At 52.5% G+C, this 21,364-nt stretch carries 16 protein-coding genes; 12 read left to right on the forward strand and 4 right to left on the reverse strand.

All coding sequences use genetic code 11. The annotated features are described in order from the left end of the window. Nucleotides 1-31: 31 nt before the first annotated feature. From BN2762_RS00835 to BN2762_RS00860, 6 genes are all read left to right on the forward strand, one after another. The gene (locus tag BN2762_RS00835; RefSeq protein WP_055105170.1) at nt 32-1,366 is read left to right on the forward strand and encodes a peptidase U32 family protein; all 1,335 of its coding nucleotides are present in this window, start codon (nt 32-34) and stop codon (nt 1,364-1,366) included. A 239-nt stretch (nt 1,367-1,605) separates the two neighbouring features. After that, nucleotides 1,606-3,774 (forward strand): methyl-accepting chemotaxis protein, encoded by a 2,169-nt coding sequence (locus tag BN2762_RS00840; RefSeq protein WP_055105171.1) that lies wholly within the window; start codon nt 1,606-1,608, stop codon nt 3,772-3,774. A gap of 87 nt (nt 3,775-3,861) precedes the next feature. Further along, complete coding sequence (locus BN2762_RS00845; protein ID WP_055105172.1) at nt 3,862-4,602, forward strand: Bax inhibitor-1/YccA family protein; 741 nt, start codon at nt 3,862-3,864, stop codon at nt 4,600-4,602. Between the two features lie 298 nt (nt 4,603-4,900). Next, nucleotides 4,901-5,950, forward strand: a complete 1,050-nt coding sequence (locus BN2762_RS00850) for an HD-GYP domain-containing protein (RefSeq protein WP_055105173.1) — start codon at nt 4,901-4,903, stop codon at nt 5,948-5,950. Between the two features lie 176 nt (nt 5,951-6,126). After that, nucleotides 6,127-7,908: a peptidoglycan D,D-transpeptidase FtsI family protein gene (locus BN2762_RS00855; protein ID WP_055105201.1), complete on the forward strand. Its 1,782-nt coding sequence runs from the start codon at nt 6,127-6,129 to the stop codon at nt 7,906-7,908. Nucleotides 7,909-8,015: 107 nt separating this feature from the next. Continuing rightward, entirely contained in the window at nt 8,016-9,467 is a 1,452-nt protein-coding gene (locus BN2762_RS00860; protein WP_055105174.1) for a polysaccharide deacetylase family protein, read from the forward strand. Between the two features lie 105 nt (nt 9,468-9,572). On the opposite strand, the gene ilvD is transcribed toward BN2762_RS00860, so the two are convergent. The 3 genes from ilvD to BN2762_RS00875 form a co-directional block, all read right to left on the reverse strand. Further along, the gene (ilvD, locus tag BN2762_RS00865) at nt 9,573-11,258 is read right to left on the reverse strand and encodes a dihydroxy-acid dehydratase (RefSeq protein WP_055105175.1); all 1,686 of its coding nucleotides are present in this window, start codon (nt 11,256-11,258) and stop codon (nt 9,573-9,575) included. Between the two features lie 190 nt (nt 11,259-11,448). Then, the gene (locus BN2762_RS00870) at nt 11,449-11,712 is read right to left on the reverse strand and encodes a KGG domain-containing protein (RefSeq protein WP_055105176.1); all 264 of its coding nucleotides are present in this window, start codon (nt 11,710-11,712) and stop codon (nt 11,449-11,451) included. A 141-nt stretch (nt 11,713-11,853) separates the two neighbouring features. Next, nucleotides 11,854-12,912 carry an acyltransferase family protein gene (locus BN2762_RS00875; protein WP_148499845.1) on the reverse strand — a complete coding sequence of 353 codons (1,059 nt, stop codon included), beginning with the start codon at nt 12,910-12,912 and terminating at the stop codon, nt 11,854-11,856. A 319-nt stretch (nt 12,913-13,231) separates the two neighbouring features. Here BN2762_RS00875 and BN2762_RS00880 point away from each other — a divergent pair, with 319 nt between their 5' ends. The 3 genes from BN2762_RS00880 to mgrA all read left to right on the forward strand — a co-directional run bounded on the left by BN2762_RS00880 (nt 13,232) and on the right by mgrA (nt 15,878). Next, nucleotides 13,232-14,005 (forward strand): HAD family hydrolase, encoded by a 774-nt coding sequence (locus BN2762_RS00880; RefSeq protein WP_055105178.1) that lies wholly within the window; start codon nt 13,232-13,234, stop codon nt 14,003-14,005. Between the two features lie 5 nt (nt 14,006-14,010). Beyond that, nucleotides 14,011-14,775, forward strand: coding sequence for an NAD-dependent protein deacylase (locus tag BN2762_RS00885; RefSeq protein WP_055105179.1), 765 nt, complete (start codon nt 14,011-14,013; stop codon nt 14,773-14,775). 98 nt (nt 14,776-14,873) lie between these two features. Beyond that, the gene (gene mgrA / locus BN2762_RS00890) at nt 14,874-15,878 is read left to right on the forward strand and encodes an L-glyceraldehyde 3-phosphate reductase (protein ID WP_055105180.1); all 1,005 of its coding nucleotides are present in this window, start codon (nt 14,874-14,876) and stop codon (nt 15,876-15,878) included. Between the two features lie 147 nt (nt 15,879-16,025). Here the strand turns inward: mgrA and BN2762_RS00895 are convergent, their stop codons facing one another. Then, a complete protein-coding gene (locus tag BN2762_RS00895) occupies nt 16,026-16,904 on the reverse strand; it encodes an AraC family transcriptional regulator (protein ID WP_055105181.1) in 879 nt (292 codons plus the stop codon). 166 nt (nt 16,905-17,070) lie between these two features. Between BN2762_RS00895 and BN2762_RS00900 the strand changes: the two genes are divergently transcribed. From BN2762_RS00900 to BN2762_RS00910, 3 genes are read left to right on the forward strand one after another with little or no spacing between them, the layout of a single operon-like run. Further along, the gene (locus tag BN2762_RS00900) at nt 17,071-18,249 is read left to right on the forward strand and encodes a galactokinase (protein ID WP_055105182.1); all 1,179 of its coding nucleotides are present in this window, start codon (nt 17,071-17,073) and stop codon (nt 18,247-18,249) included. A gap of 1 nt (nt 18,250) precedes the next feature. After that, nucleotides 18,251-19,243, forward strand: coding sequence for a UDP-glucose 4-epimerase GalE (gene galE / locus BN2762_RS00905; protein ID WP_055105183.1), 993 nt, complete (start codon nt 18,251-18,253; stop codon nt 19,241-19,243). Further along, complete coding sequence (locus tag BN2762_RS00910; protein ID WP_055105184.1) at nt 19,227-20,831, forward strand: UDP-glucose--hexose-1-phosphate uridylyltransferase; 1,605 nt, start codon at nt 19,227-19,229, stop codon at nt 20,829-20,831. Before galE ends, BN2762_RS00910 begins: the two co-directional genes overlap by 17 nt. Nucleotides 20,832-21,364: the final 533 nt, after the last annotated feature.

Consider the following 21,364-nt stretch of genomic DNA (forward strand, 5'->3'; position numbering starts at 1 on the left):
ATTGTAAAATAGATGCAAGAGGTGAACGAGGATGCAAACCACACAGAAACATCGGCCGAAATATACAGGGAAACGCTATCGCCTAGACAAGCCAGAGCTGCTTGCTCCGGCTGGAAATCTGGAAAAGCTGAAGTTTGCGATCCATTACGGGGCGGACGCCGTATATATCGGAGGACAGAAGTACGGTCTTCGTTCGAACGCGGATAATTTCAGCTTTGAAGAGATGCGCGAGGGTGTAGAGTTCGCGAAGAAATACGGCGCAAAGGTATTTGTGGCTACGAATATATACGCTCATAATGAGGATATCGAGGGTATCGAGGAGTATTTGCGCAATCTGCAGGAGGTAGGGATCAGCGCCATCATTGCGGCCGATCCGATTATTATTGACACGGCGCGCCGTGTGGCGCCAAAGCTAGAGGTGCATCTCAGCACCCAGCAATCGACGATCAACTGGCAGGCGGTTAAGTTCTGGAAGGAAGAGGGTTTGCCTCGGGTCGTGCTCGGCCGCGAGACCAGCATGGAGGAAATTCAGGAAATCAAGAAGCATGTAGACATCGAGATTGAATCCTTCATCCACGGGGCCATGTGCTCCTCCTTTTCCGGGCGATGCGTATTGTCTAACCATTTCACGGACCGCGATTCCAATCGTGGAGGCTGCTGCCAGTCCTGCCGCTGGAAGTACGATCTGTTTGAGGATGGGCCGAGTGAACAAAATTGGGTATCGGAAGAGGAATTTGCGATGGCTCAGGAAGGACGATCGCCTAAGCTAGGAGTTGCCCCGCTTCCGCTCTTCCGGGAGGAGGATAATCCGTTTACAATGGGCTCCAAGGACCTCTGCATGATCGCCCATATTCCCGATCTGATCGATGTCGGCATCGACAGCTTCAAGATCGAGGGACGCATGAAGTCGATCCATTACGTGGCTACTGTCGTGAACGTCTATCGTCAAGCGATCGATTCGTATATGGCCGATCCGGAGAATTATGTATTGAAGCCGGAGTGGCTGGAGGAAATTAATAAGGCGGCGAATCGTCCGCTGAATACCGGCTTTTTCTACGACACTCCCGACCACGAGGATCATATTTACGAACCGGAGGAGAAGGCGGTTCCTTACGACTTCGCCGGTCTGGTTATGGAATACGATGCAGCGGAGGGAACGGCGATTATACAGCAGCGCAACCATTTCAAGCCTGGGCAGGAGGTCGAATTCTTCGGCCCGAACGGAACCTTCTTCAAGCAAGCTGTGGGATTGCTGTGGGACGAGGACGGTAATGAAATCGATGCTGCACGCCACCCGCTGCAGAAGGTTAAAATGAAAGTGGATCACCCTGTAGCCTATTTCGATATGATGAGAAAAAAGAAATAGCAAAATAAATTGCCGGAAAGAGCCTTTGTCCGAATAGGACTAAAGGCTCTTTTTTACTACAATTTCAACTTTTTTAGCGGAATGTTAAACTCATAGGAGATTTTTACCGATAATAAAAAAGGAAAAGGTAGTTTTTTGTCGAATATAAACAAGCAGCACAGGAAGATTTTATGAGGTTTGGAGGGAGACCTCAAGTCCTACTTTCGTGGGTTAATTATTATGAGCGGTGGGTGATCAACATGAAATTGGTTCCAAAGAAGGAGAACCAAGCTAAAGACAATAAGAAAGAGATAAAGAAAGGTACGGATCCCGGACAGCCTAAAAATAAAGCAGGCGGCTGGAAGGAAAAATTTAATTCAGCAATCGAGCATCTTCCTAAAGACTTCAATCCAGCCAGGTCGGTAGGTATTCGATTGTTTCTCATTTTCTTCATTGCCATTATGTCATTCGTCCTTGCGATAGGGATTCTATCCTATCAAATGGCGAAGGGGACGATTGAGAAGAATGCTGAGACAGCAAGCCAGCAGACTATCGTGCAAACTTCGCAGAAGCTGGACATTATATTCCAGAAGTATGAAGAGACTCTGCAGCAGGTATTTCTTGACGATGAAATGCAGAAGGCAATCCGCGATGCTACGCTCTCCACGACGTCGGATTACGACCGTTTCACGACGTCCAACCAGATGCGGAACCGTCTGAATTCCATGACGTTCTCAAGCAAAGGCGTGGTGGCGGTATATATGGTTCCAGGGGAAGAGGGTCTGATCGGTCCCGTCACCTCTGGAAGCGCAGACAACAATTTTGTCAACAACATCCGCAATGAGCCTTGGTTCGAAGATATGGCAAGCACTTCACAGGTGAAGTGGGTGACGGCTACCAATGAAAATTCGGGCGGAACGCAAATTTTCAGATTGGTCAGATCGGTGCAAAGCGTTAGCAGCATGAAGCGTTTCGTTCTCGTAGCAGATATTAATCTGGATATTCTGAACGGGTATTTGCAGGAGCTTAACCTCGGCAGCGGCTCGAAGGTCCAAATGCTTACGCCGGATAATGTGATCGTCGGTTCTTCGGTTCAAGGCGAGAACGGACAGCCGTCCGAGTTTGCCATCGAGAGAAAAGAGGGCGAGGCCAACGGAAGCTCCCGCATCAAGAATGCGCAGGGCCGAACGGTGCTTGGAGTTTATAATATGCAGCAAAACTCGGGCTGGACGCTGCTCGGCGTGCTGCCTACGGACCAATTGACGAAGGACGCGAGAGGAATTCTGGTAACCACGTTTATCTCGCTGGCTGTCGTGGCCGCTATCGCCATTCTGATCGGAATGTGGATGGTTAGAATGATCGGCCGTCCGCTAGTCGAGCTTAAGAATTTGATGGAGGAAGGCGCAAAAGGAAATCTCAACGTCCGCATGAAGCCGAAATCCAAAGACGAAATCGGTATGCTTACGGCCAGCTTTAACGTAATGATGGAGCAGATCACAGAGCTCGTCAAACAGACGAACAGTTCGGCTCAGGATGTTCTCGATACGGCGGCTGAGCTGACGCAGGCATCGAACAAAACGGCCATCTCTGCCAAGGAGATTGCCATTGCGACGGAAGAGATCGCTAACGGGGCAACAAGCCTGGCCAACGAGGCTGAGCGGGGCAATGAATTGACCGAGAACATCTCGCGGCAAATGGATCATGTTATTTCTGCAAACAAAGAGATGGAGATGTCTGCCCGCCAGGTGGAGAAATCCAGCCAGCAGGGTACGGAGTATCTGAATGAGCTGCTTCAGAAGACAAGTGTAACGGGTGAAATGGTTAACGCCCTGACTGAGAAGGTCGATGCGCTGAAATCAAGCACCTCGTCGGTCATGAAGGTTCTTGATGTCATGCAGAACATTACGCAGCAGACGAATATCCTGTCGCTCAATGCGACGATCGAAGCTGCCCGTGCAGGAGCTGCTGGACGCGGATTCATGGTTGTTGCGGATGAAATTCGCCAGCTTGCCGACCAATCCAGACAATCCATTACGATGGTAGGGGAGATTACCGACAACATCCAGAAGGAAATGAATGAGACGGTTCAGGCTCTGTCCGAAGCTAGCCCGCTGTTCCAGGATCAGATTAAGTCGGTGAAAGAGACGAGCCAAATCTTCGTATCCGTTCAGGAGCAAATGGAGGGCTTCGTGCAGCATCTGGACTCCGTAACGGCATCCATCGATGAGCTGAATCAATCGCAAGCCGTATTGTCTGAAGCGATGAGCAACGTGAGTGCGGTAGCACAGCAATCGTCGGCGACTTCAGAAGAGGTTGCTTCGCTGAGCAGCGAGCAGCAGACAGTAGGCGACCAGCTCGTGAACCTGTCCAATAAGCTGGAGAATGTATCCCATGGATTGAAGGACTCCCTGTCCAAGTTCACGGTATAGCCTAAACAAAAATATAGGTGTACTAGTATGGACAAAATTAGAGTATATGTTAGTATGGTTATAAAAAATATCTGAGGTGATTGTAGGTTGATAGGTCGTAGCGGCAATCCGACATTGAATGACAAGACATTCGATCAGATCGGATATCATTCCGGACAAGAGGCAATGACCATTGAAGGCACGGTCAATAAGGTGTTCATTACGCTCGCAGTGCTTTTAGGGGGAGCATTTGCCACTTGGTCCATGCATTTCAACGGGCAGAACGTACTGCCTTATGCTATCGGCGGAGCCATAGGTGGTTTGGTTCTTGCTCTGATCATCAGCTTCAAGCCGACGACAGCTCCGTTTCTCGTGCCGATTTACGGGGTTCTAGAAGGACTGTTCCTGGGGGCTCTTTCAGCGCGATTCGAATCTTTATACAATGGCATCACGCTGCAGGCGGCGCTGCTGACGATGGGCGTCTTTATCGCACTGCTGCTGGCGTATAAATCAAGACTGATCAAAGCTACAGAGAATTTCAAGCTTGGCGTGTTCGCGGCTACAGGCGGCATTGCGCTTGTATATCTGCTCAGCTTCGTTCTTGGATTCTTTGGAATCTCCATTCCTTATCTGCATGAGAGCAATTGGATTGGAATCGGGATTTCCGTCGTCATCGTAATCGTGGCAGCTTTGAATCTAGTCCTGGACTTTGATTTTATCGAGAACGGTGCTAATCAGGGTGCTCCGAAGTATATGGAATGGTACGGGGCCTTCGGATTGATGGTTACCTTAGTATGGCTTTATATCGAGATGGTTCGTCTTTTGGCCAAATTGGCGAGCCGGGACTAACGAAGATATTCATTGCATTAGGGTGGAGAGCGATCTCCACCCTTTTTGCTTTGAATTTATAGCGCCTAAGCTGCTTATTGATATGAATGATGCTCAAATAATGATCTGAAAGACCTATTTTTTGGATGTACTATAGTAATATAAAAAATGCTGCATGATATAGTCTTTAGCACTATTTAATTTATGACTTTAGCTTTCGATATTATAAATAGGGCAGTAGGATCGAGTATCTGTTCCTGTAAGACCGGGAACATGGCCTTATACTGCGACAAGATGAAAAGAAGGGAGGGGCTTTATTTTGAGAACTCATGTTATGGAGCTTAAGGCTGGAGATAGATTAAGGGAAGACACTTTCAATCGTGCAGGGCTGCACGTTTTGCCTAAAGGAACGGTCATCCGGGCCGAGGAGATTGCCTTGTTAATTCGGCAAAGCATCGACTATGTCGACATTGAGCGGGGAGGCATTCAGGCAGAGCCTTTAGAAGCTGCGGGAAGTGAAGGCTTCACCAGAAAGCTGCAGGAAAATTTCGATAAAACCATTCAAGCTTATCAGGCCATCTTTCTTGAAGCTTTGACTACGGGCAAATTCAATCAGTCCATGGTTGACGAGAAGCTGCTGCCAACCTTGGAAGTATTGGACAAACGAAAGAATGTAACTTCATTGCTGTATATGCTTGGCAACGATGATGTGAACATCTACAACCATTCGCTGCAGGTCGGGCTACTATCTTATTACATAGCTAACTGGCTCGGATACCCTAGGGAGGAGTGTCATGAGATCAGTAAAGCAGGGTATTTGCACGATATCGGCAAGAGCCGTGTGCGCCAATCCATAAAGAACAAAAAGGATCTGCAGGGTGAGGAACTGGAGGAAATGAAGCGCCATACCAGTTATGGCTATGAGATTATCCGCGAATCCATCAAAGATAATAAGGCGATTGCGCTTGCTGCTCTCCAGCATCATGAATACGAAGATGGCACGGGATATCCTATGGGCATCGGTAAAGGTGAGATACATCCTTATTCAGAAATCGTAGCCGTAGCCAATGCCTATGTCGAGATGACGACCTCGCCGACAAGGCAGTCTCACGACAGCTTGATCACTGTGCTGCGCAAAGTGTATGAGCTGGGCTTCGGAAAGTTGAATGAAAGGGCGGTTCAAGCGTTGACCCAGAATCTCCTGCCGAACTTCTTGGGCAAACGGGTACAATTAAGCAATGGAGAAACGGCAACCATAGTGTATAACAACCCTACGGATATTTTTAAGCCTCTCGTGAAGGTTGATAACTTTTTCCGCGATTTGTCACGTGAGCGCAATATTGAAATTGTAGAGATATTTTTTGAATAATGATTAGGAAAGCCCGACTGAAGCTTTTAGCTAAGGCGGGCTTTTTACTGTTCTCCGGCAAGCAAGCAGCAGATGCTTTTCCCTTTAGCTTCGAGTTATTTTTCCTACAGAATGGGCAAGACGGTGTGAATCGGCTTTTCCCAGGAAATAATGAGAAGGCGGAAAGGTGGGGGACGATGGCATTACTTCGGAAAAAACGCATATTTTATATTTTAATAGGCTTTACGTTCATGCTGTGCATATACGCCATTAGAGTTGTATGGATTCAGATCCATTCCGCAAAGATGGCGATAAGCGCTTCAGGGATGACGATCAATGAGCTGGCCGTGCGCCAGCGCGAGGAAGGGATCGTGCTTGACCCTGGAAGGGGGCAGTTTCTGGATCGGCATGGCTCCCCTTTGACAGGGAGGGCGGTTTGGGTTCCCGTACTGTTCCCTGTCAAGGAGCTGCCGGATGCCGTTCAATTAAATGCAATTGCCGCTCTACTGGGTGTATCTGCTGCTGAATTGGAAGGAAGATGGAGCAAGCTCCAATACCCGTATATTTGGGCTGACGGCGAAGGAAGGGCGCTTGCTGTATCTGGCGATGAAGCAGGCAAATGGATGGAAATCAGCGGCTTTGAAATTCTCCCTTATATGCAGCGATATTCGGAATCGGATTCAGGGAAGCAGTGGCTTGGCTATGTCGCTCAACGCCCTGATTTTATTCGCAGTCTGTCCGGCCGGTCCAACGGCCGGTCGCTTCCTTTAACGATGCAAGTGGGGGCATCCGGCCTGGAGCGAACGTTTGACATGTTTTTGCGAGGCGTGGGGTCTACCCGGGCGGCATTTTCAGTGGATGGACAGAAGCGGCCGCTATTCGAGCTGGGCACGCGCCTTACCTCTGCCAATGATCGCTACTATCCGCTCAGTGTACGGACGACCATAGACGGGACGATTCAACATCAGTTGGAGGATTTGAGCGAGCAAATGGGGATTCGCGAAGGGGCAATTGTTGTGCTGGATGCCGCTAAAGGAGATGTCGTCGCTATGGTGTCACGTCCCTTTTTTAATCCCCAGAAAATTGATCTGGAGCAGGGAAATTGGAGCAATCATGCGGTAAAGGCGGCGGTCCCGGGCTCGATCTTTAAGACGGTGATCGCCGCCGCAGCTTTGGAGGAAGGCTTGGCAACAGCCACAGAGAAGTTTCACTGTACGGGCCATTATGGCAAATACGGGCTTTCGTGCTGGAAGGAAGGAGGGCATGGCACGATTACGCTGGAGCAGGCTTATGCCCAATCATGCAATATCGTGTTTGCCGCATTAGGCGAGAGGCTGACGGCTGCCAGCATCCAGCGTACTGCGGATAAACTGGGAGTCGGACGCCTGGTCGGCTGGCATGACCCGTCCTTTCTGGATGGGGCGGGCTTGAGACAGATGGATCAGGAGGAGGCTGGAACAGTGTTCGCCATGGGCACTAGGCCCGATGGCGGGGCAAGGGCGCAAACTGCCTTGGGGCAGCGGGACGTGATGCTCTCTCCTCTGCAGGCAGCAAATATGGTCGTAACCCTGCTGCATGATGGGAAAGTCATGGCCCCCCGGCTGGTGCAGGACATTTATTTTAAAAATGGGACACGGATGCTTCAGCTCCCTCCCCGCTCCGCGCCTTCAGCCTATGGGGCGGTCTCTCCGACAACGGCAAAAATGCTGCGAAGCTGGATGAAGGAAGTGGTGCAGAGAGGAACGGGGCAATCCCTGCAAAGTGCCCGGTGGCATTTGGCTGGCAAGTCGGGAACCTCCCAGGTCTCGCCTGCCGGCAGAGCGGCCAACCACCAGTGGTTCATCGGATACGGCCCGGTGGAGGAGCCGCTTTATGCAGTGGCGGTTCTTGTGGAGAAGCGGCCAATCGGCGCGCCCCACCAGGCTACAGAGCTATTTCGGCATGTTATGGATATTTTAGCAGCGAGAATTCATGAATAAAAAAGGCCCTAAATTTGGAGTTAATATGATAAAATAAAAGGGATACACTAAAAGCCTTAGGGCCCGCCAAAGTCAGGTGAATGAGATAGAAAAGTGGGGAAAAAAACATGGAGACTTTGCTGCTGTGGTTGTTTTACATTTCAACGCTCTACGCTTTCATACCCGGATTGATTACGCGGCTGTTCGGTTTTCGCGTATTTCGGCGCGGGGTGGGCATGAATGATTTTGCCCTTACCTTCGATGATGGCCCGGATCCCGTATATACGGCCCAGCTCCTTGACCTGTTGAAGAAGTATGAAGCGAAAGCCACGTTTTTCGTCGTTGGCTCCAATGCGGAGAAGCATCCGCAATTAATCAAGCGAATGCATGAAGAAGGGCATTTGATCGGGATCCATAACTATGTGCACAAAACGAACTGGTTAATGGGGCCTGCTGCTGTCAAGAAACAGATTCAGCGCACCAATAAAATCATATACGACATCATCGGCAGCAATACGCATTATTACCGGCCTCCTTGGGGAATCGTCAATCTGTTCGATTTCGCCAGAAGAAATGAGACGCAAATTGTGTTGTGGTCCTCTATGTTCGGAGATTGGCGCCAGCGCCTTGGGGCTGACCGCTTGACCGAACGCATGCTGAAGAAGCTGAAGGGCGGCGAAGTATTCCTGCTGCATGATTGCGGAAATACGCTCGGTGCTAATGCCCAAGCGCCCAAGGAAATGCTCGCGGCTCTGGAGAGAGTCCTTCAAGAGGCCGGGAAACGGGGGCTTGGCACGATCCGGATCGACGATATGATACAACGGAGCGAGGAGGCGAAGCGGGAGGCCAGAGGCCAGAAGCCTTTGGCTGCAGCATCCAAGGAAGCTGCCAAACGCCCTGCAACGCTGTCCTTCGGAAAAAGAGTCGTCGTCGCCCTATGGCTGCTGTGGGAGAAGGTATTCCATCTTGTGTTCCAGCTAAGGACGACGAATAAGGATGAACCGATTTTCCATTTCCGCATACGTCCGTACCGGGGGGAGCCCGTGGTAATGAATGGCGATATCGAACTGGTTAACGGCGACAGGGTATTGGAGCTTCATTTCGATAATAAGCGGCTGTTTGAAATCGGCGCGCGCTCCAGAACCTCGGTTCAGGTCGCCATCCAAATGATTCGCGGCGTGGAGAAGACGCTGCCGGAGCTTGCGAAATACGTCCAAAGCAACCCGGAGCTCACTGATGTGAAGGCATTGTATGGGGTGAGCATGATCAATCGAGGGCCCGAGCAGTTTGGTTTTACGGTGACCGATCTTCCTGACAGCTTCTTTGCGAAATCTACACGGTTATATTTGAAGTTTCTGATGAGTGTTATTCATCCTTCCGGGGGAGACCGTCTGAAGCAGCGTTCCTCCCATGAACTGATTCCTAAGCTTATCGTGATGCCCATAGACCTCTTGCTTGATAAATATTCCGAGGACGGCTCGCATCGCCGCTTCTCCGATAAGGAAAGCAGAGAGGCTGCTCCCGAAGAGGAGAACGAGCAGAGCGAGGAGACCGCATTAAGCGCGACCCAGCCGTGTTAGGCTCTATGAATAAAGGGGCAGCTCCACAATCAACATGTGGAGCTGCCCCTTTTGTTAAGTTATAACTTATTTCTTATGAGTTTTAACAGAGATCATTTCTGTTTATTAAATCTTCATAACGCCGCCATTACTCGCATTGGTGACGAGCTTGGAATAACGCGCCAGGTAACCTGTCTTCACCTTCGGCTCGAAGCCTTTCCAGTTCGCACGGCGGCGCTCCATCTCCTCGTCGGAAACGTGAAGCTCGATTTTCCGGTTATTCAGATCCAGCTCAATAATGTCGCCATCTTCAACAAAGGCAATTGGACCGCCCTCGGCTGCTTCCGGAGAGATATGGCCGATGCTGATGCCGCGGGAAGCTCCGGAGAAGCGGCCGTCGGTGATGAGGCCGACTTTTGCGCCAAGGCCCATGCCGACGATCTGCGAAGTAGGAGCGAGCATTTCCGGCATGCCCGGTCCGCCTTTCGGTCCTTCATAGCGGATGACGACGACATGGCCTTCCTTGACCTTGCCGTTTGCGATGCCTTCCAGCGCTTGCTCCTGCGAGTCGAAGCAGATGGCAGGGCCTTTATGGTATCCGCCGACCGAAGGGTCAACCGCCCCGACCTTGATGACGGAGCCTTCCGGCGCAAGGTTTCCGTAGAGGATGGCAAGTCCACCCTTCTCGGAATGCGGGTTGTCGATCGAACGGATGACTTCGCGGTCATGGACCTCGCAGCCGGCTACGTTCTCGGCAAGCGTCTTGCCTGTTACAGTCATTTGGCCGCCATGGATCGCTCCAGGCTTCTTCAGCAGCTCGTTGATTACGGCGCTTACGCCGCCCGCCCGGTGGACGTCTTCAATGAAATGATCGGATGCCGGAGCCAGCTTGGAAATATGAGGCACGCGGTTGGCCACCTCGTTGATGCGCTCCAGCGGGTAATCGATGCCAGCTTCCTGGGCCAAGGCCAAGGTGTGCAGCACAGTATTGGTTGATCCACCCATGGCCATATCAAGTGCAAAGGCGTTATCGATGGATTCCTTCGTAACGATATCGCGCGGCTTCAGATCGAGCTTGATCAGCTCCATCAGCTGGCGGGCGGATTGTCTTACAAAATCCTTCCGTGCCTCGTCAACAGCCAGAATCGTACCGTTACCCGGCATAGCTAGACCCAGTGCTTCGGCGAGGCAGTTCATGGAGTTGGCTGTGAACATGCCTGAGCAGGAGCCGCAGGTCGGACAGCCGTACTGTTCCAGCTCAAGCAGATCGGCATCGTCGATCTTGCCCGCTTGATAAGCGCCGACGCCTTCGAAGACCGAAGTCAAGGACAGTTTGCGCCCTTTGCTGTCTACGCCCGCTTTCATGGGTCCGCCGCTGACGAATACGGTCGGAATGTTCACGCGCAGCGCGCCCATCATCATCCCTGGCGTAATTTTATCGCAGTTCGGGATACAGACCATCCCGTCGAACCAGTGCGCGGATACGACGGTTTCCAGAGAGTCAGCGATGATCTCCCGGCTTGGCAGGGAGTAGCGCATTCCGATGTGTCCCATCGCAATGCCGTCATCTACCCCGATTGTATTGAACTCGAACGGTACACCGCCGGCTTCGCGAATCGCTTCCTTGACGATTTTTCCGAATTCCTGCAGATGCACATGGCCCGGAACGATATCGATGTAGGAGTTGCACACGGCGATAAACGGTTTGCCGAAGTCCTCGTCCTTTACGCCTGCAGCTCGCAGCAAGCTGCGATGAGGCGCTCGGTCGAAGCCTTTTTTGATCATATCTGAACGCATTTTCTTGGCAGTCATGGTTGCCTATCCCCCCATATAATGTATATTGTGATTTTGGAACTTTACACCGCTAAAGGTTTTCTCTAAAGTCTATCATATGTAATCCGCTTTTTCTAGCGCTTGATCAGGATTGGAAGAAAGGTTTTTAACCCAAAAAGAGCCCCAGTCCAGTCTGGAACTCTTCCCGTACACGGATGGAATCCCATCCTTATTTATTGTTATTGCTGCTGCGGGCTTCTCCGCCCATGCGTCCGATTCTGCGGTAAAATTCCTTATCGTGCTTCTCGGAGGTAGCTTCTCCGCCTTTTTGGCCGATTTCCTGGTAGAACTCCTTGCTATGGGTTCTGGAAGTAGCTTCTCCGCCTTTTTGCCCGATCTCCTGATAGAACTCTTTGCCGTGGTTTTTGGAAGTCGCCTGTCCTCCCAAGCGACCGGCTTCCTGGCGGCTCATTTTGCCGTTTTCGCGTGGCATTCCTATCAACTCCTCACGTCAAATGTTTTCATTTCGTAAGAGTTATTTACCACAGTCAGTTAGTTTGAAACGCCAAAAGCAAAAAAAGAGCCAAACGGCTCTAAAATTGGTGATATTTCTCAGATTTCGCCTTCCTAGGGGCTAGTGCTTGCTGGCTGCCCCAAACGGGCGGAATGCCCTGCGCTCCAGGTTCAGCAGCCATTGAACCGGCGGCTCGATGACAGGCGACGTCCATTTTCGGATAAGGGAATGGCTGAGCAGAAGCGTCAGGAGGATGGCCCCGATTACCAGCAGAACCGAAGCCGCCGTATTCGTTACATATTTGTACAGCGGCGAGACAGCGGCAAACCGGATGATGAACCCGTGCAGCAGGAAGACATATAAAGTTCGCCGGCCAAGATCCGTTAGCCTGCTCTCTTGCAGCGGTACGACAGCGAGGAAGGCGATTCCAGCCAGAAGCTGCAGGGCGTAAAGAGCCAGCCGATACGTTCCGGCATACCATTCGCTATGCCCGAGCTGGCTGAAGGTCATGCTGCCGTACAGCCAGCCGGGATCGATATAATGCCCCCACAGGCTTACGGCTCCAAGCAGCACGGCTGCCAAGGCCCCTGCTGAGATACGGACCCCAGGAGTAAAGAGTTTCGCTGCGCTAACAAATGAGAAATGGTAGCCGGCAATAAAAAAGGGCAGATACACGAAGGTACGCGACAGGCTGAGCCAGGCGCCATCCACTTGCAGGTAGCCGACGAGCACGCCAAGGGTCAGCGATGCGGCCAGCTGCTGGAGGGGCGTCCATTTGCTCAAGAGGATGAGCAGCAGACGCCAGCAGAAATGGCTTGCAAGGAACCAGAGCAGCAGGTACGGGGCGAAAAAGGAGTGGTGAACGTTCTGCACCTTGAACACCGTAACGTCCAGTATGGAATACAGGCTCTGGAAGATGACGTACTGAAGGCTGATTTGCAGCATCAGCCTGCGGCCGGGCTGGCCGAGCAGATTGGCCTTGGCAAAATATCCGGTTACAAAAACGAACAGAGGCATATGAAACGTGAAAATCCACATATATAAAGCATGCATGGCAGTGATATCCTGGATCAAAGGCTCAATGGCATTGCCGATGAAGACGCAGATCATCAGCAAAAAGCGAAGGTTGAGGAAGAACGTCTCTCCCTGCGGATTCGATTGGATGTTTGTCTTGGTCATCATACTGGCAGCCTCCTATACCTATAAAACATTCAAAATTTAAAATATTTTGGCTCTGTAATATAAGGTACGATTTTTTATGCACTCTACATGTGATTGTTATCACAAGGGAAAACGCTATCAGTTCGTTCATTTGTGGCAAAGTATTGAATCCTATATGAAAATAAAGACCACTGCGGTGTATGGATTGAAGGAGCTCCTTTGCCACAGGCTTCTCCAGTCTTTGGCACTTCATCTATTTTGGGGTTACAATAACGTTAGCGATAGACAACTCCATGAAACTGTATGAAAAGAAGAATGAAGGCGAGGCGGGAAGACTATGGCAATAGTACAGGCAGGGCAAAAGGCAGTGTCCTGCCAAGCGATATTATTCGATAAAGACGGAACCCTGCTGGATTTTATGGCTCTTTGGGGCGAGTGGGCGATGGCGCTGCTGGATTTGCTGGACGGCCATTTGGAGATGATGGGCGCGCCGCGGATTGGCAGCAGGGAGGCCCTGCTGGGAATCCAACTGGATGACCGCCAGCAAATTGCGGGCTACGATAAGACGGGTCCGCTGGCGATGGGGAGCGAGGAAGAGGTTACCGCCCTGCTCGCCTGGCAGCTCTATGCGGCGGGAGTCCCTTGGAACGAAGCGCTAATCCAGGTTAGGCAGTTCAGCTCTTCGGCTATGATCGAGCTGAAGAAGCGCAGGAATGCCAGGCCGATGCCGGGGCTCGAAGCCATCCTGAACGACTGCCAAGGGCAGGGGGTCCAGCTCGCCGTCGTTACGTCGGATACGACGGAAGCCGCGCGCGAGCATTTAAGCTGGATGGGAATCGAGCGTTATTTCGGGGCGATTATCGGCAGGGACCGGGTAAGCCTGGGCAAGCCTTTTCCCGAAATGGCCGAGCTTGCCTGCCGCGAGCTGGGCATTTCCCCGGAGCAAGCCATCGTTGTAGGAGACAGCAACGGGGATATGCAAATGGGCAAGCAAGCGGGTGTGCAGATGACGGTCGGACTCGCTCCGGACGGCGGAGGAGAGGCGTATTTGCTGGATGCTGATGTGATTATCCGCAGTTTCTTGGAAATGAAAGTATTGAAGGAGGCATAGCATTCATGACGACAAGTAAAATCGAGAAGCTGGCGTCCTGGGTAAGGGAGGGGCGCAGGATCGTATTTTTTGGCGGGGCAGGCATTTCAACAGAGAGCGGGATTCCCGATTTTCGCTCCGCGGCGGGCATTTACCAGCAGGAGAAGGCCTCGCCGTATTCCCCGGAGGAAATATTGAGCAGGCCTTTTTTCGATCGCCATCCGGAGGTATTTTATGATTTCTATAAAACGAAGATGATTCATCTTCACGCAGAGCCGAATCCGGCCCATCGCTTCCTGGCTTGGCTGGAGGAGGAGGGTAAGCTGGATGCGGTCGTCACCCAGAACATCGACGGCCTTCACCAGAAGGCGGGAAGCCGCAGCGTGCTGGAGCTGCACGGCTCGATTCACCGCAATTACTGCATGGAATGCGGAAGGTTCCACAGCCTGGAGGAGATCATGAGCATGGGCGATCCCGTGCCTAAATGCCAGGCCTGCGGAGGGACGGTGAAGCCGGATGTCGTATTATACGGCGAGAATCTGGACAACGACGTTATCGCAAGGACGGTCGAGGCGATCAGCGAAGCGGATTTGCTGATGATTGGCGGAACCTCACTGACCGTTCAGCCGGCAGCCCATCTGGTCACATACTTCCGGGGACAGCGGACAGTGCTCTTGAATGCATCGCCGACGGCCTATGACCACCAGGCAGATTTGCTTATTGCGGAGCCGATTGGCGGGGTGCTCAGGAAGGTGGAATCCCTGCTGAAGAACGGGATCTGGACGGATTAGCGATGAACGAAAACGGTTTCTTCTTTCTTGCCAAAGGGGTTTGAACGAGATATGATATTTTTCGAAAGATAATTTACAGCAGGAAGGTAGGGAACTAAATGGCATACGTTGCTAGTGAAGACCGGTACGAGTCGATGATATATAATCGTGTGGGTCGTTCGGGCCTTAAGCTTCCGGCCATATCGCTTGGATTATGGCATAATTTTGGTGGTGTAAATACATTTGAGAACGGCCGCGAGATGATTCGCAGGGCCTTTGACCTGGGCATTACCCATTTTGATTTGGCTAACAATTACGGTCCGCCTCCGGGCTCGGCGGAAGAAATGTTCGGAACCGTGCTGAAGAAGGATCTGGCTCCCTATCGGGATGAATTGGTGATTTCCTCCAAGGCCGGCTATTATATGTGGCCTGGCCCTTATGGCGAGTGGGGATCGCGCAAGTATTTGATCGCCAGCCTTGATCAGAGCCTCAAGCGGATGGGCCTTGATTACGTGGACATCTTCTATTCTCACCGCTTTGATCCGGATACGCCGCTGGAGGAGACGATGATGGCGCTGGATCATATCGTTCGCTCGGGCAAAGCGCTGTATGCAGGCATATCGAGCTATTCGGCGGAGCAGACGAAGGAAGCGATCTCCATCCTGAAGCAGCTCGGCACGCCGCTGCTCATCCATCAGCCCAATTATTCGCTCCTGGACCGCTGGATCGAGAATGGGCTGCAGGATGTTCTGGAGGAGAACGGCGTCGGCAGCATTGCCTTCTGCCCGCTCGCTCAAGGGCTGCTGACGAACAAGTATTTGAACGGCATTCCGGAGGATTCCCGGGCGAAGAACCCGACCGGCGCTCTGCAGGAGACGCAAATCACGCCAGAGACCCTGCGCAAGGTGCGTGCGCTGAACCAGATGGCTGCGGCGCGCGGCCAGAGCCTCGCCCAGTTTGCGCTAGCTTGGGTGCTTCGCGGCGGCAGAGTCACATCCGCACTGATCGGCGCTAGCCGGGTCAGCCAAATCGAGGAGAATGTTCAAGCGCTAAACAAGCTTAACTTCACCGAAGAAGAATTGAACCGGATCGACACGATCCTGCATAACCACGGCGATCATTGATCATGCAGCATACACATAGAAGAGCCCGTTTCCACAAGAAGGAAACGGGCTCTGGCTATTAAGTGCGCGCGATTTCGCGGCGAATCGGATCAAAGCCCGACAGAATGACCGCCTCTGGCGTATCGTCAATGATTAGGTCGATTCCGGTTAACGTCTCCAGCGCGCGGATATTCCGTCCTTGCCGGGGGCGCTTCTCCGGTACTCGCTTGGCGATTGTCCGTGAAATCGGCGGAATTGCCGCGAGAAGTACAGCGCATCGTTCAGGCCGACGGATGCGGCAATCTGCTCGATGGACAGCTCGGGCCGCTCGCGCAGCAGCTGCCGTGATTTATCGATTCTGAGCTTCAGCAAATATGTGACAGGGGTTAACCCTGTCTCCTTCTTAAAAATCCGGGACAGGTAAGCGCGATTGTACCCAAGGCTGGAACACATTTCTTCAATAGATACATGATGGGCGTACTGGCTTGAAATATAGTAAATCATTTGCTTGACGATTTTCTGCACCGCCGATTCCCCTGAGGGAAGGGTCGATTCCTTGAGGTGAGAGTCCTCCGCCTCGGCCATTATCAAGTGCAGGCAGCCAAGGGAATGCAGGTGCGAGCTCGGCTTCTTGCTGCGAAATTCCTGCAGTACCGATAGAAGGAGCCGGGGGATGCTGCTGTCCGCAGGGGCATGGATAACGGGGTGCATGGGCGTCAGTCCGGCCCGCTCCAGAAGCGCCGGCACCTTTGCTCCTGTAAAAGCAATCCAACGGTAGCGCCACGGCGTCACAGTGTCTGAGGCATAGCTGACAAGCTGGTTCGGATGAATCAGAAATCCGTCTCCCGGCTGCAGCTCATATATGGAATACTCTGTCTGGAAGGTTCCATTGCCCTCTTCGACAAAGTGGAGCAAATAATAGTCATAGACCTTCGGACCGACGCGGTGATCGGGTCTCGTCTGGCTCTCGCCGGCAAATAAAATGTGCAGGTCGCTCTCATCAAATACTTCGGGGTTGGCGGCAGCGCTATAGGTTTCTTGCAGCATTGGGGTAGCCTCCTTCATGCTTGGCAATGGATGTGTACTACTCTATATTCTACTTGGGAAGGTCACATTTATCCATACAAACCTCGCATACATACATTATCAAATTAACGTGAAATCTTTATACTGAAAGCAGAAACGAATATTCCATGAAGATGGGGTGTGCAGGTTGAACAAACAGGAAATGGAGCAATTGTTCCTATCTCATTATGGGAGCGCTCAAGAGAACATATTTGTATTTAATGCGCCAGGGCGAGTAAATCTCATCGGCGAGCATATCGATTATAACGGGGGCTACGTTCTGCCGGCAGCGCTGGAATTCGGAACGACGCTGGCGGTTCGCCGCCGTCCTGACCGCAAGGTGACCTTTGCCTCGGCAAATTTTCCGTATACCGCAGAATTCGAGACGGATGAGCTGGGACAGTCCAAAACAGGCGAATGGGTCGACTATCCGATCGGAGTGGTTTCCGAGCTTGGCAAGCTTGGCGTCTCGCTGACAACCGGCTACGATTTGTTGTTCCACGGAGAGATTCCGAATGGCGCCGGATTGTCCTCCTCGGCTTCGATTGAAGTAGTTACCGCATTTGCACTGCTGACGATGGAGGGGAAAGAGACGGATACGGTGGAAATCGCCCGCCTGTCCCAGCGTGCCGAGAATCAATACGTCGGCGTCAACAGCGGCATCATGGACCAATTCGCCGTAGCCAACGGCGCCAAGGATCATGCGATATTGCTAATGTGCGACACGCTTGAACATGAGCTGGTTCCGTTCCGCACCGGAGCCTACAAGCTGGTGATCGGCAATACGAACAAGCGGAGAGGGCTGGTCGATTCCAAATACAACGAGCGCCGCTCGCAGTGTGACGAAGCGCTCAGCCTGCTGCAGGCTCACGAGCCGGGCCTGGCCTATTTGGCTCACCTGAAGCCGGAGCGCTTGGCTGAGCTAGAGCCGGTTTTTACGGAGCAGGTGCTGCTTCACCGGGCGAAGCATGTCGTACTGGAGAACGCTCGCGTGCTGGAGTCCGTAGAGGCTTTGAAGAATAACGATTTGCAGCATTTCGGCAGGCTGATGAATGCGTCGCATGATTCCCTGCGGGATTTATACGAGGTGAGCTGCTCCGAGCTGGACGTAATGGTGGAGGAAGCGCGCCGCATCGAGGGCACGCTGGGCTCGCGGATGACCGGAGCCGGCTTCGGCGGCTGCACGGTATCTCTCGTGCATGAAGATGCCGTGGAAGCCTTTGTTAAGCAGGTAGGCGAGGCTTACCAGCGCCGTACGGGTCTAGAGGCTGAATTCTATGTTTGCGGAGTAGGGCACGGGGTACATCAAATGAAGGAGGAGAAATAAGATGGCTATTTTGGTTACTGGCGGAGCAGGTTATATTGGATCGCACACGGTGGCGGAATTGCTGGATCGCGGAAAGGAGGTCGTCATTCTCGACAACCTGCAGTCGGGACACCGCGAAGCGCTTCTGGGCGGCAAGCTGTATGAAGGGGACTTGCGCGACAAGGAGCTGCTGGCTAAGCTATTCGCCGAGAATGAGATCGAAGCGGTCATTCATTTTGCGGCCAACTCGCTGGTTGGAGAGAGCATGCAGAAGCCGGTGAAATATTATGACAATAACGTGTACGGCACGCTCTGCCTGCTTGAGGCGATGGATGCGGCGAATGTGCGGCGCATCGTATTTTCTTCCACAGCGGCTACTTATGGAGAACCCGAAAAGGTGCCGATCGAGGAAAGCGATCCGACTCGCCCGACGAATGTATACGGAGAGACAAAGCTGATGATGGAGCGAATGATCGACTGGTTCGATAAGGTGCTGGGCATCAAGTACGTATCCCTTCGTTATTTCAACGCCGCGGGCGCGCACGAGAGCGGACGAATCGGGGAAGACCACAGACCGGAGAGCCATCTTATTCCGCTGATCCTGCAAACTGCGCTTGGGCAGCGGCCTTCGATCTCCGTTTTCGGCGATGATTATAATACGCCGGACGGCACGTGCATTCGCGACTATATCCATGTCAGCGATCTGGCGGATGCCCATTTGCTGGCGGTAGAGCATCTGATTGCTGGCGGAGAGAGCAACATTTTCAATCTCGGGAACGGACAAGGCTTCTCGGTCAAGGAAGTCATTGAACAGGTACGTGAAGTGACCGGCCGTGATTTCGAGGTCGTCGTGAGTCCGCGTCGTGCCGGGGACCCTGGCGTGCTGATCGCTTCTTCGGACAAGGCAAGATCTATTCTGAAATGGCAGCCGACGCGGAGCAGCCTGGACAATATCATCCGCAGCGCATGGGCTTGGCACAGCGCGCATCCGGGCGGCTATGACGATTTCAAGTAAGGAGGGGCTGGATGTGGCAGCTAATGAGAGAACTGTACAAGAGGCGCAGCTAGCAATAGAGCAGTTGCTGCAATATGGGCTTGAGCACCGGTTGTTCGAGGAATTGGACCTTGATTATACGCGCAACCGCCTGCTGGAGCTGTTCGGAATGGATGAGCCTTGGACAGCGGAAGCGGCGGAGCCCTTCACGGGAGAGCTTCGGGGGCCGCTGGACGTTCTGATTGATTACGGCCATGCGATCGGCCTCATTCCGGATGATTCCGACACGTACCGTGATTTGCTCGACGCTAGAATTATGGGGCAGCTGATGCCCCGTCCGTCAGAGACGATCGCTGCGTTCAGGAAGACTCTCCAGGAGAGAGGGATCGAGGCGGCGACCCGGGATTTCTACAGCCTAGCCGTGGACAGCAATTATATCCGTATGGACCGGGTCGCGAATAATATTTACTGGAACCAGGCGACGCCTTACGGCGAGATGGAGATCACGATCAACTTATCGAAGCCGGAGAAGAGCCCGAAGGAGATTGCGATGGCGAAGCTGCTGCCTCCTCCGGTCTACCCCAAATGCCAGCTTTGCCGGGAGAACGTAGGCTATGCCGGGCGGGTCAATCATCCGGCAAGGCAGAATTTGCGGGTCATTCCGCTTGAGCTGAACGATGAGCCGTGGTTGTTCCAGTATTCACCTTATGTATACTACAACGAGCATTGCATTGTATTCCATCGCGATCATGTGCCGATGAAGCTGACGCGGGATACCTTCAAGCGCCTGCTGGATTTCACAGCGGAATTCCCTCATTATTTCATCGGCTCGAACGCGGATTTGCCGATCGTCGGCGGTTCGATTCTGACCCATGACCATTTCCAGGGGGGCAGGCATACGTTCCCGCTGGAGAAGGCGCCGGCCGAGGCGACGTTCAGGCATGAAGCGTTCGAGGGAGTCACGGTCTCCATCGTGAAATGGCCGATGACCGTGCTGCGCCTGAACAGCCATCAGCCTGACGTGCTGCTCGACGCTGCCGATGATTTGTACGAGAAATGGAAAAACTATAGCGACCCGGAAGCCGAGGTGCTGGCCTTCACCGAAGAGAACGGGCAGTTCGTCCCGCATAACACGGTTACGCCGATCGTTCGCCGGGGCGCTGACGGCAGCTATGAGATGGACATCGTGTTGCGCAACAACCGGACGAATGATCAGCACCCCGAGGGGATATTCCATCCGCATCGCGAAATGCACCATATCAAGAAGGAGAATATCGGCCTGATCGAAGTGATGGGGCTGGCGATTCTTCCTGGACGGCTGAAGGAGGAGCTTGCCCGCATCGCCGAGATCTTGAGCGGAAACAAAGCTCTGTACGAAGAGGTTCTCGCCGGCCGGGAGCCTGCGCTTGCCGTTCATGCCGAATGGATTCGGGAGCTGGCTGCCGCGCATGGACACGGCCTAAGTCTGGAAGCAGCCGAGGCGCTGCTCCGAAACGAGGTCGGGCTGAAATTCTCCGCGATCCTGGAGCATGCCGGCGTGTTCAAGGCTACGCCTGCGGGCCGTGATGCCTTCCGCAGATTCGTCAGCTCCGCGGGCTATCAGGAGTAAATAAAATATTGGCAAGACAAGACGGGGCTGTTCCGCGATTCAACTTTACGACCGGTTGCCCATGATGTGACCACACGTTCTTGGCCTCCGGCCGCTCATGATGTGACCAATACGGTTTCGGCCTCCCGCTGCTCATGATGTGACCAATACGCTCTACCTCTCTTTTACGCCAAGCATGAATTGCGAGTTTCTCGTTCCAGTGAGCATGAATCGTGGATTTCTTAGTCTAAATGGAATTATAGTAGTTAGTTTTCTGCGTCAAAGAAAGGAAAGCAGATTTAAATGGATTTCATGTCGTTAGAAGAAGGGAAACAGTCCATCATGGGCGGAATTCTTGATTTTAAATGCATGAAATCCATCTAATCTATTGAACTATTCGTTTAGAGCATCATTAGATACATGAATTCCATTTACACCTCCGATTGCCTTAGATGTAACCAAGCATGCCTTTACCTCCGCCGATTGCTTAGATGTAACCAAGCGGCCTTTACCTCCGCCGATTGCTTAGATGTGGCCAAACACGTCTTCACCTC

This window comes from Paenibacillus ihumii (assembly GCF_001403875.1).
Taxonomy (GTDB): domain Bacteria; phylum Bacillota; class Bacilli; order Paenibacillales; family Paenibacillaceae; genus Fontibacillus; species Fontibacillus ihumii.

Excerpts from the sequence above, each read along its gene's own strand:
- BN2762_RS00835 (WP_055105170.1), top strand. The coding sequence starts at position 32 with ATGCAAACCACACAGAAACATCGGCCGAAATATACAGGGAAACGCTAT.
- BN2762_RS00840 (WP_055105171.1), top strand. The coding sequence starts at position 1,606 with ATGAAATTGGTTCCAAAGAAGGAGAACCAAGCTAAAGACAATAAGAAA.
- BN2762_RS00855 (WP_055105201.1), top strand. The coding sequence starts at position 6,127 with ATGGCATTACTTCGGAAAAAACGCATATTTTATATTTTAATAGGCTTT.
- BN2762_RS00860 (WP_055105174.1), top strand. The coding sequence starts at position 8,016 with ATGGAGACTTTGCTGCTGTGGTTGTTTTACATTTCAACGCTCTACGCT.
- ilvD (WP_055105175.1), bottom strand. The coding sequence starts at position 11,258 with ATGACTGCCAAGAAAATGCGTTCAGATATGATCAAAAAAGGCTTCGAC.
- BN2762_RS00870 (WP_055105176.1), bottom strand. The coding sequence starts at position 11,712 with ATGCCACGCGAAAACGGCAAAATGAGCCGCCAGGAAGCCGGTCGCTTG.
- BN2762_RS00875 (WP_148499845.1), bottom strand. The coding sequence starts at position 12,912 with ATGACCAAGACAAACATCCAATCGAATCCGCAGGGAGAGACGTTCTTC.
- BN2762_RS00880 (WP_055105178.1), top strand. The coding sequence starts at position 13,232 with ATGGCAATAGTACAGGCAGGGCAAAAGGCAGTGTCCTGCCAAGCGATA.
- BN2762_RS00885 (WP_055105179.1), top strand. The coding sequence starts at position 14,011 with ATGACGACAAGTAAAATCGAGAAGCTGGCGTCCTGGGTAAGGGAGGGG.
- mgrA (WP_055105180.1), top strand. The coding sequence starts at position 14,874 with ATGGCATACGTTGCTAGTGAAGACCGGTACGAGTCGATGATATATAAT.
- BN2762_RS00895 (WP_055105181.1), bottom strand. The coding sequence starts at position 16,904 with ATGCTGCAAGAAACCTATAGCGCTGCCGCCAACCCCGAAGTATTTGAT.
- galE (WP_055105183.1), top strand. The coding sequence starts at position 18,251 with ATGGCTATTTTGGTTACTGGCGGAGCAGGTTATATTGGATCGCACACG.
- BN2762_RS00910 (WP_055105184.1), top strand. The coding sequence starts at position 19,227 with ATGACGATTTCAAGTAAGGAGGGGCTGGATGTGGCAGCTAATGAGAGA.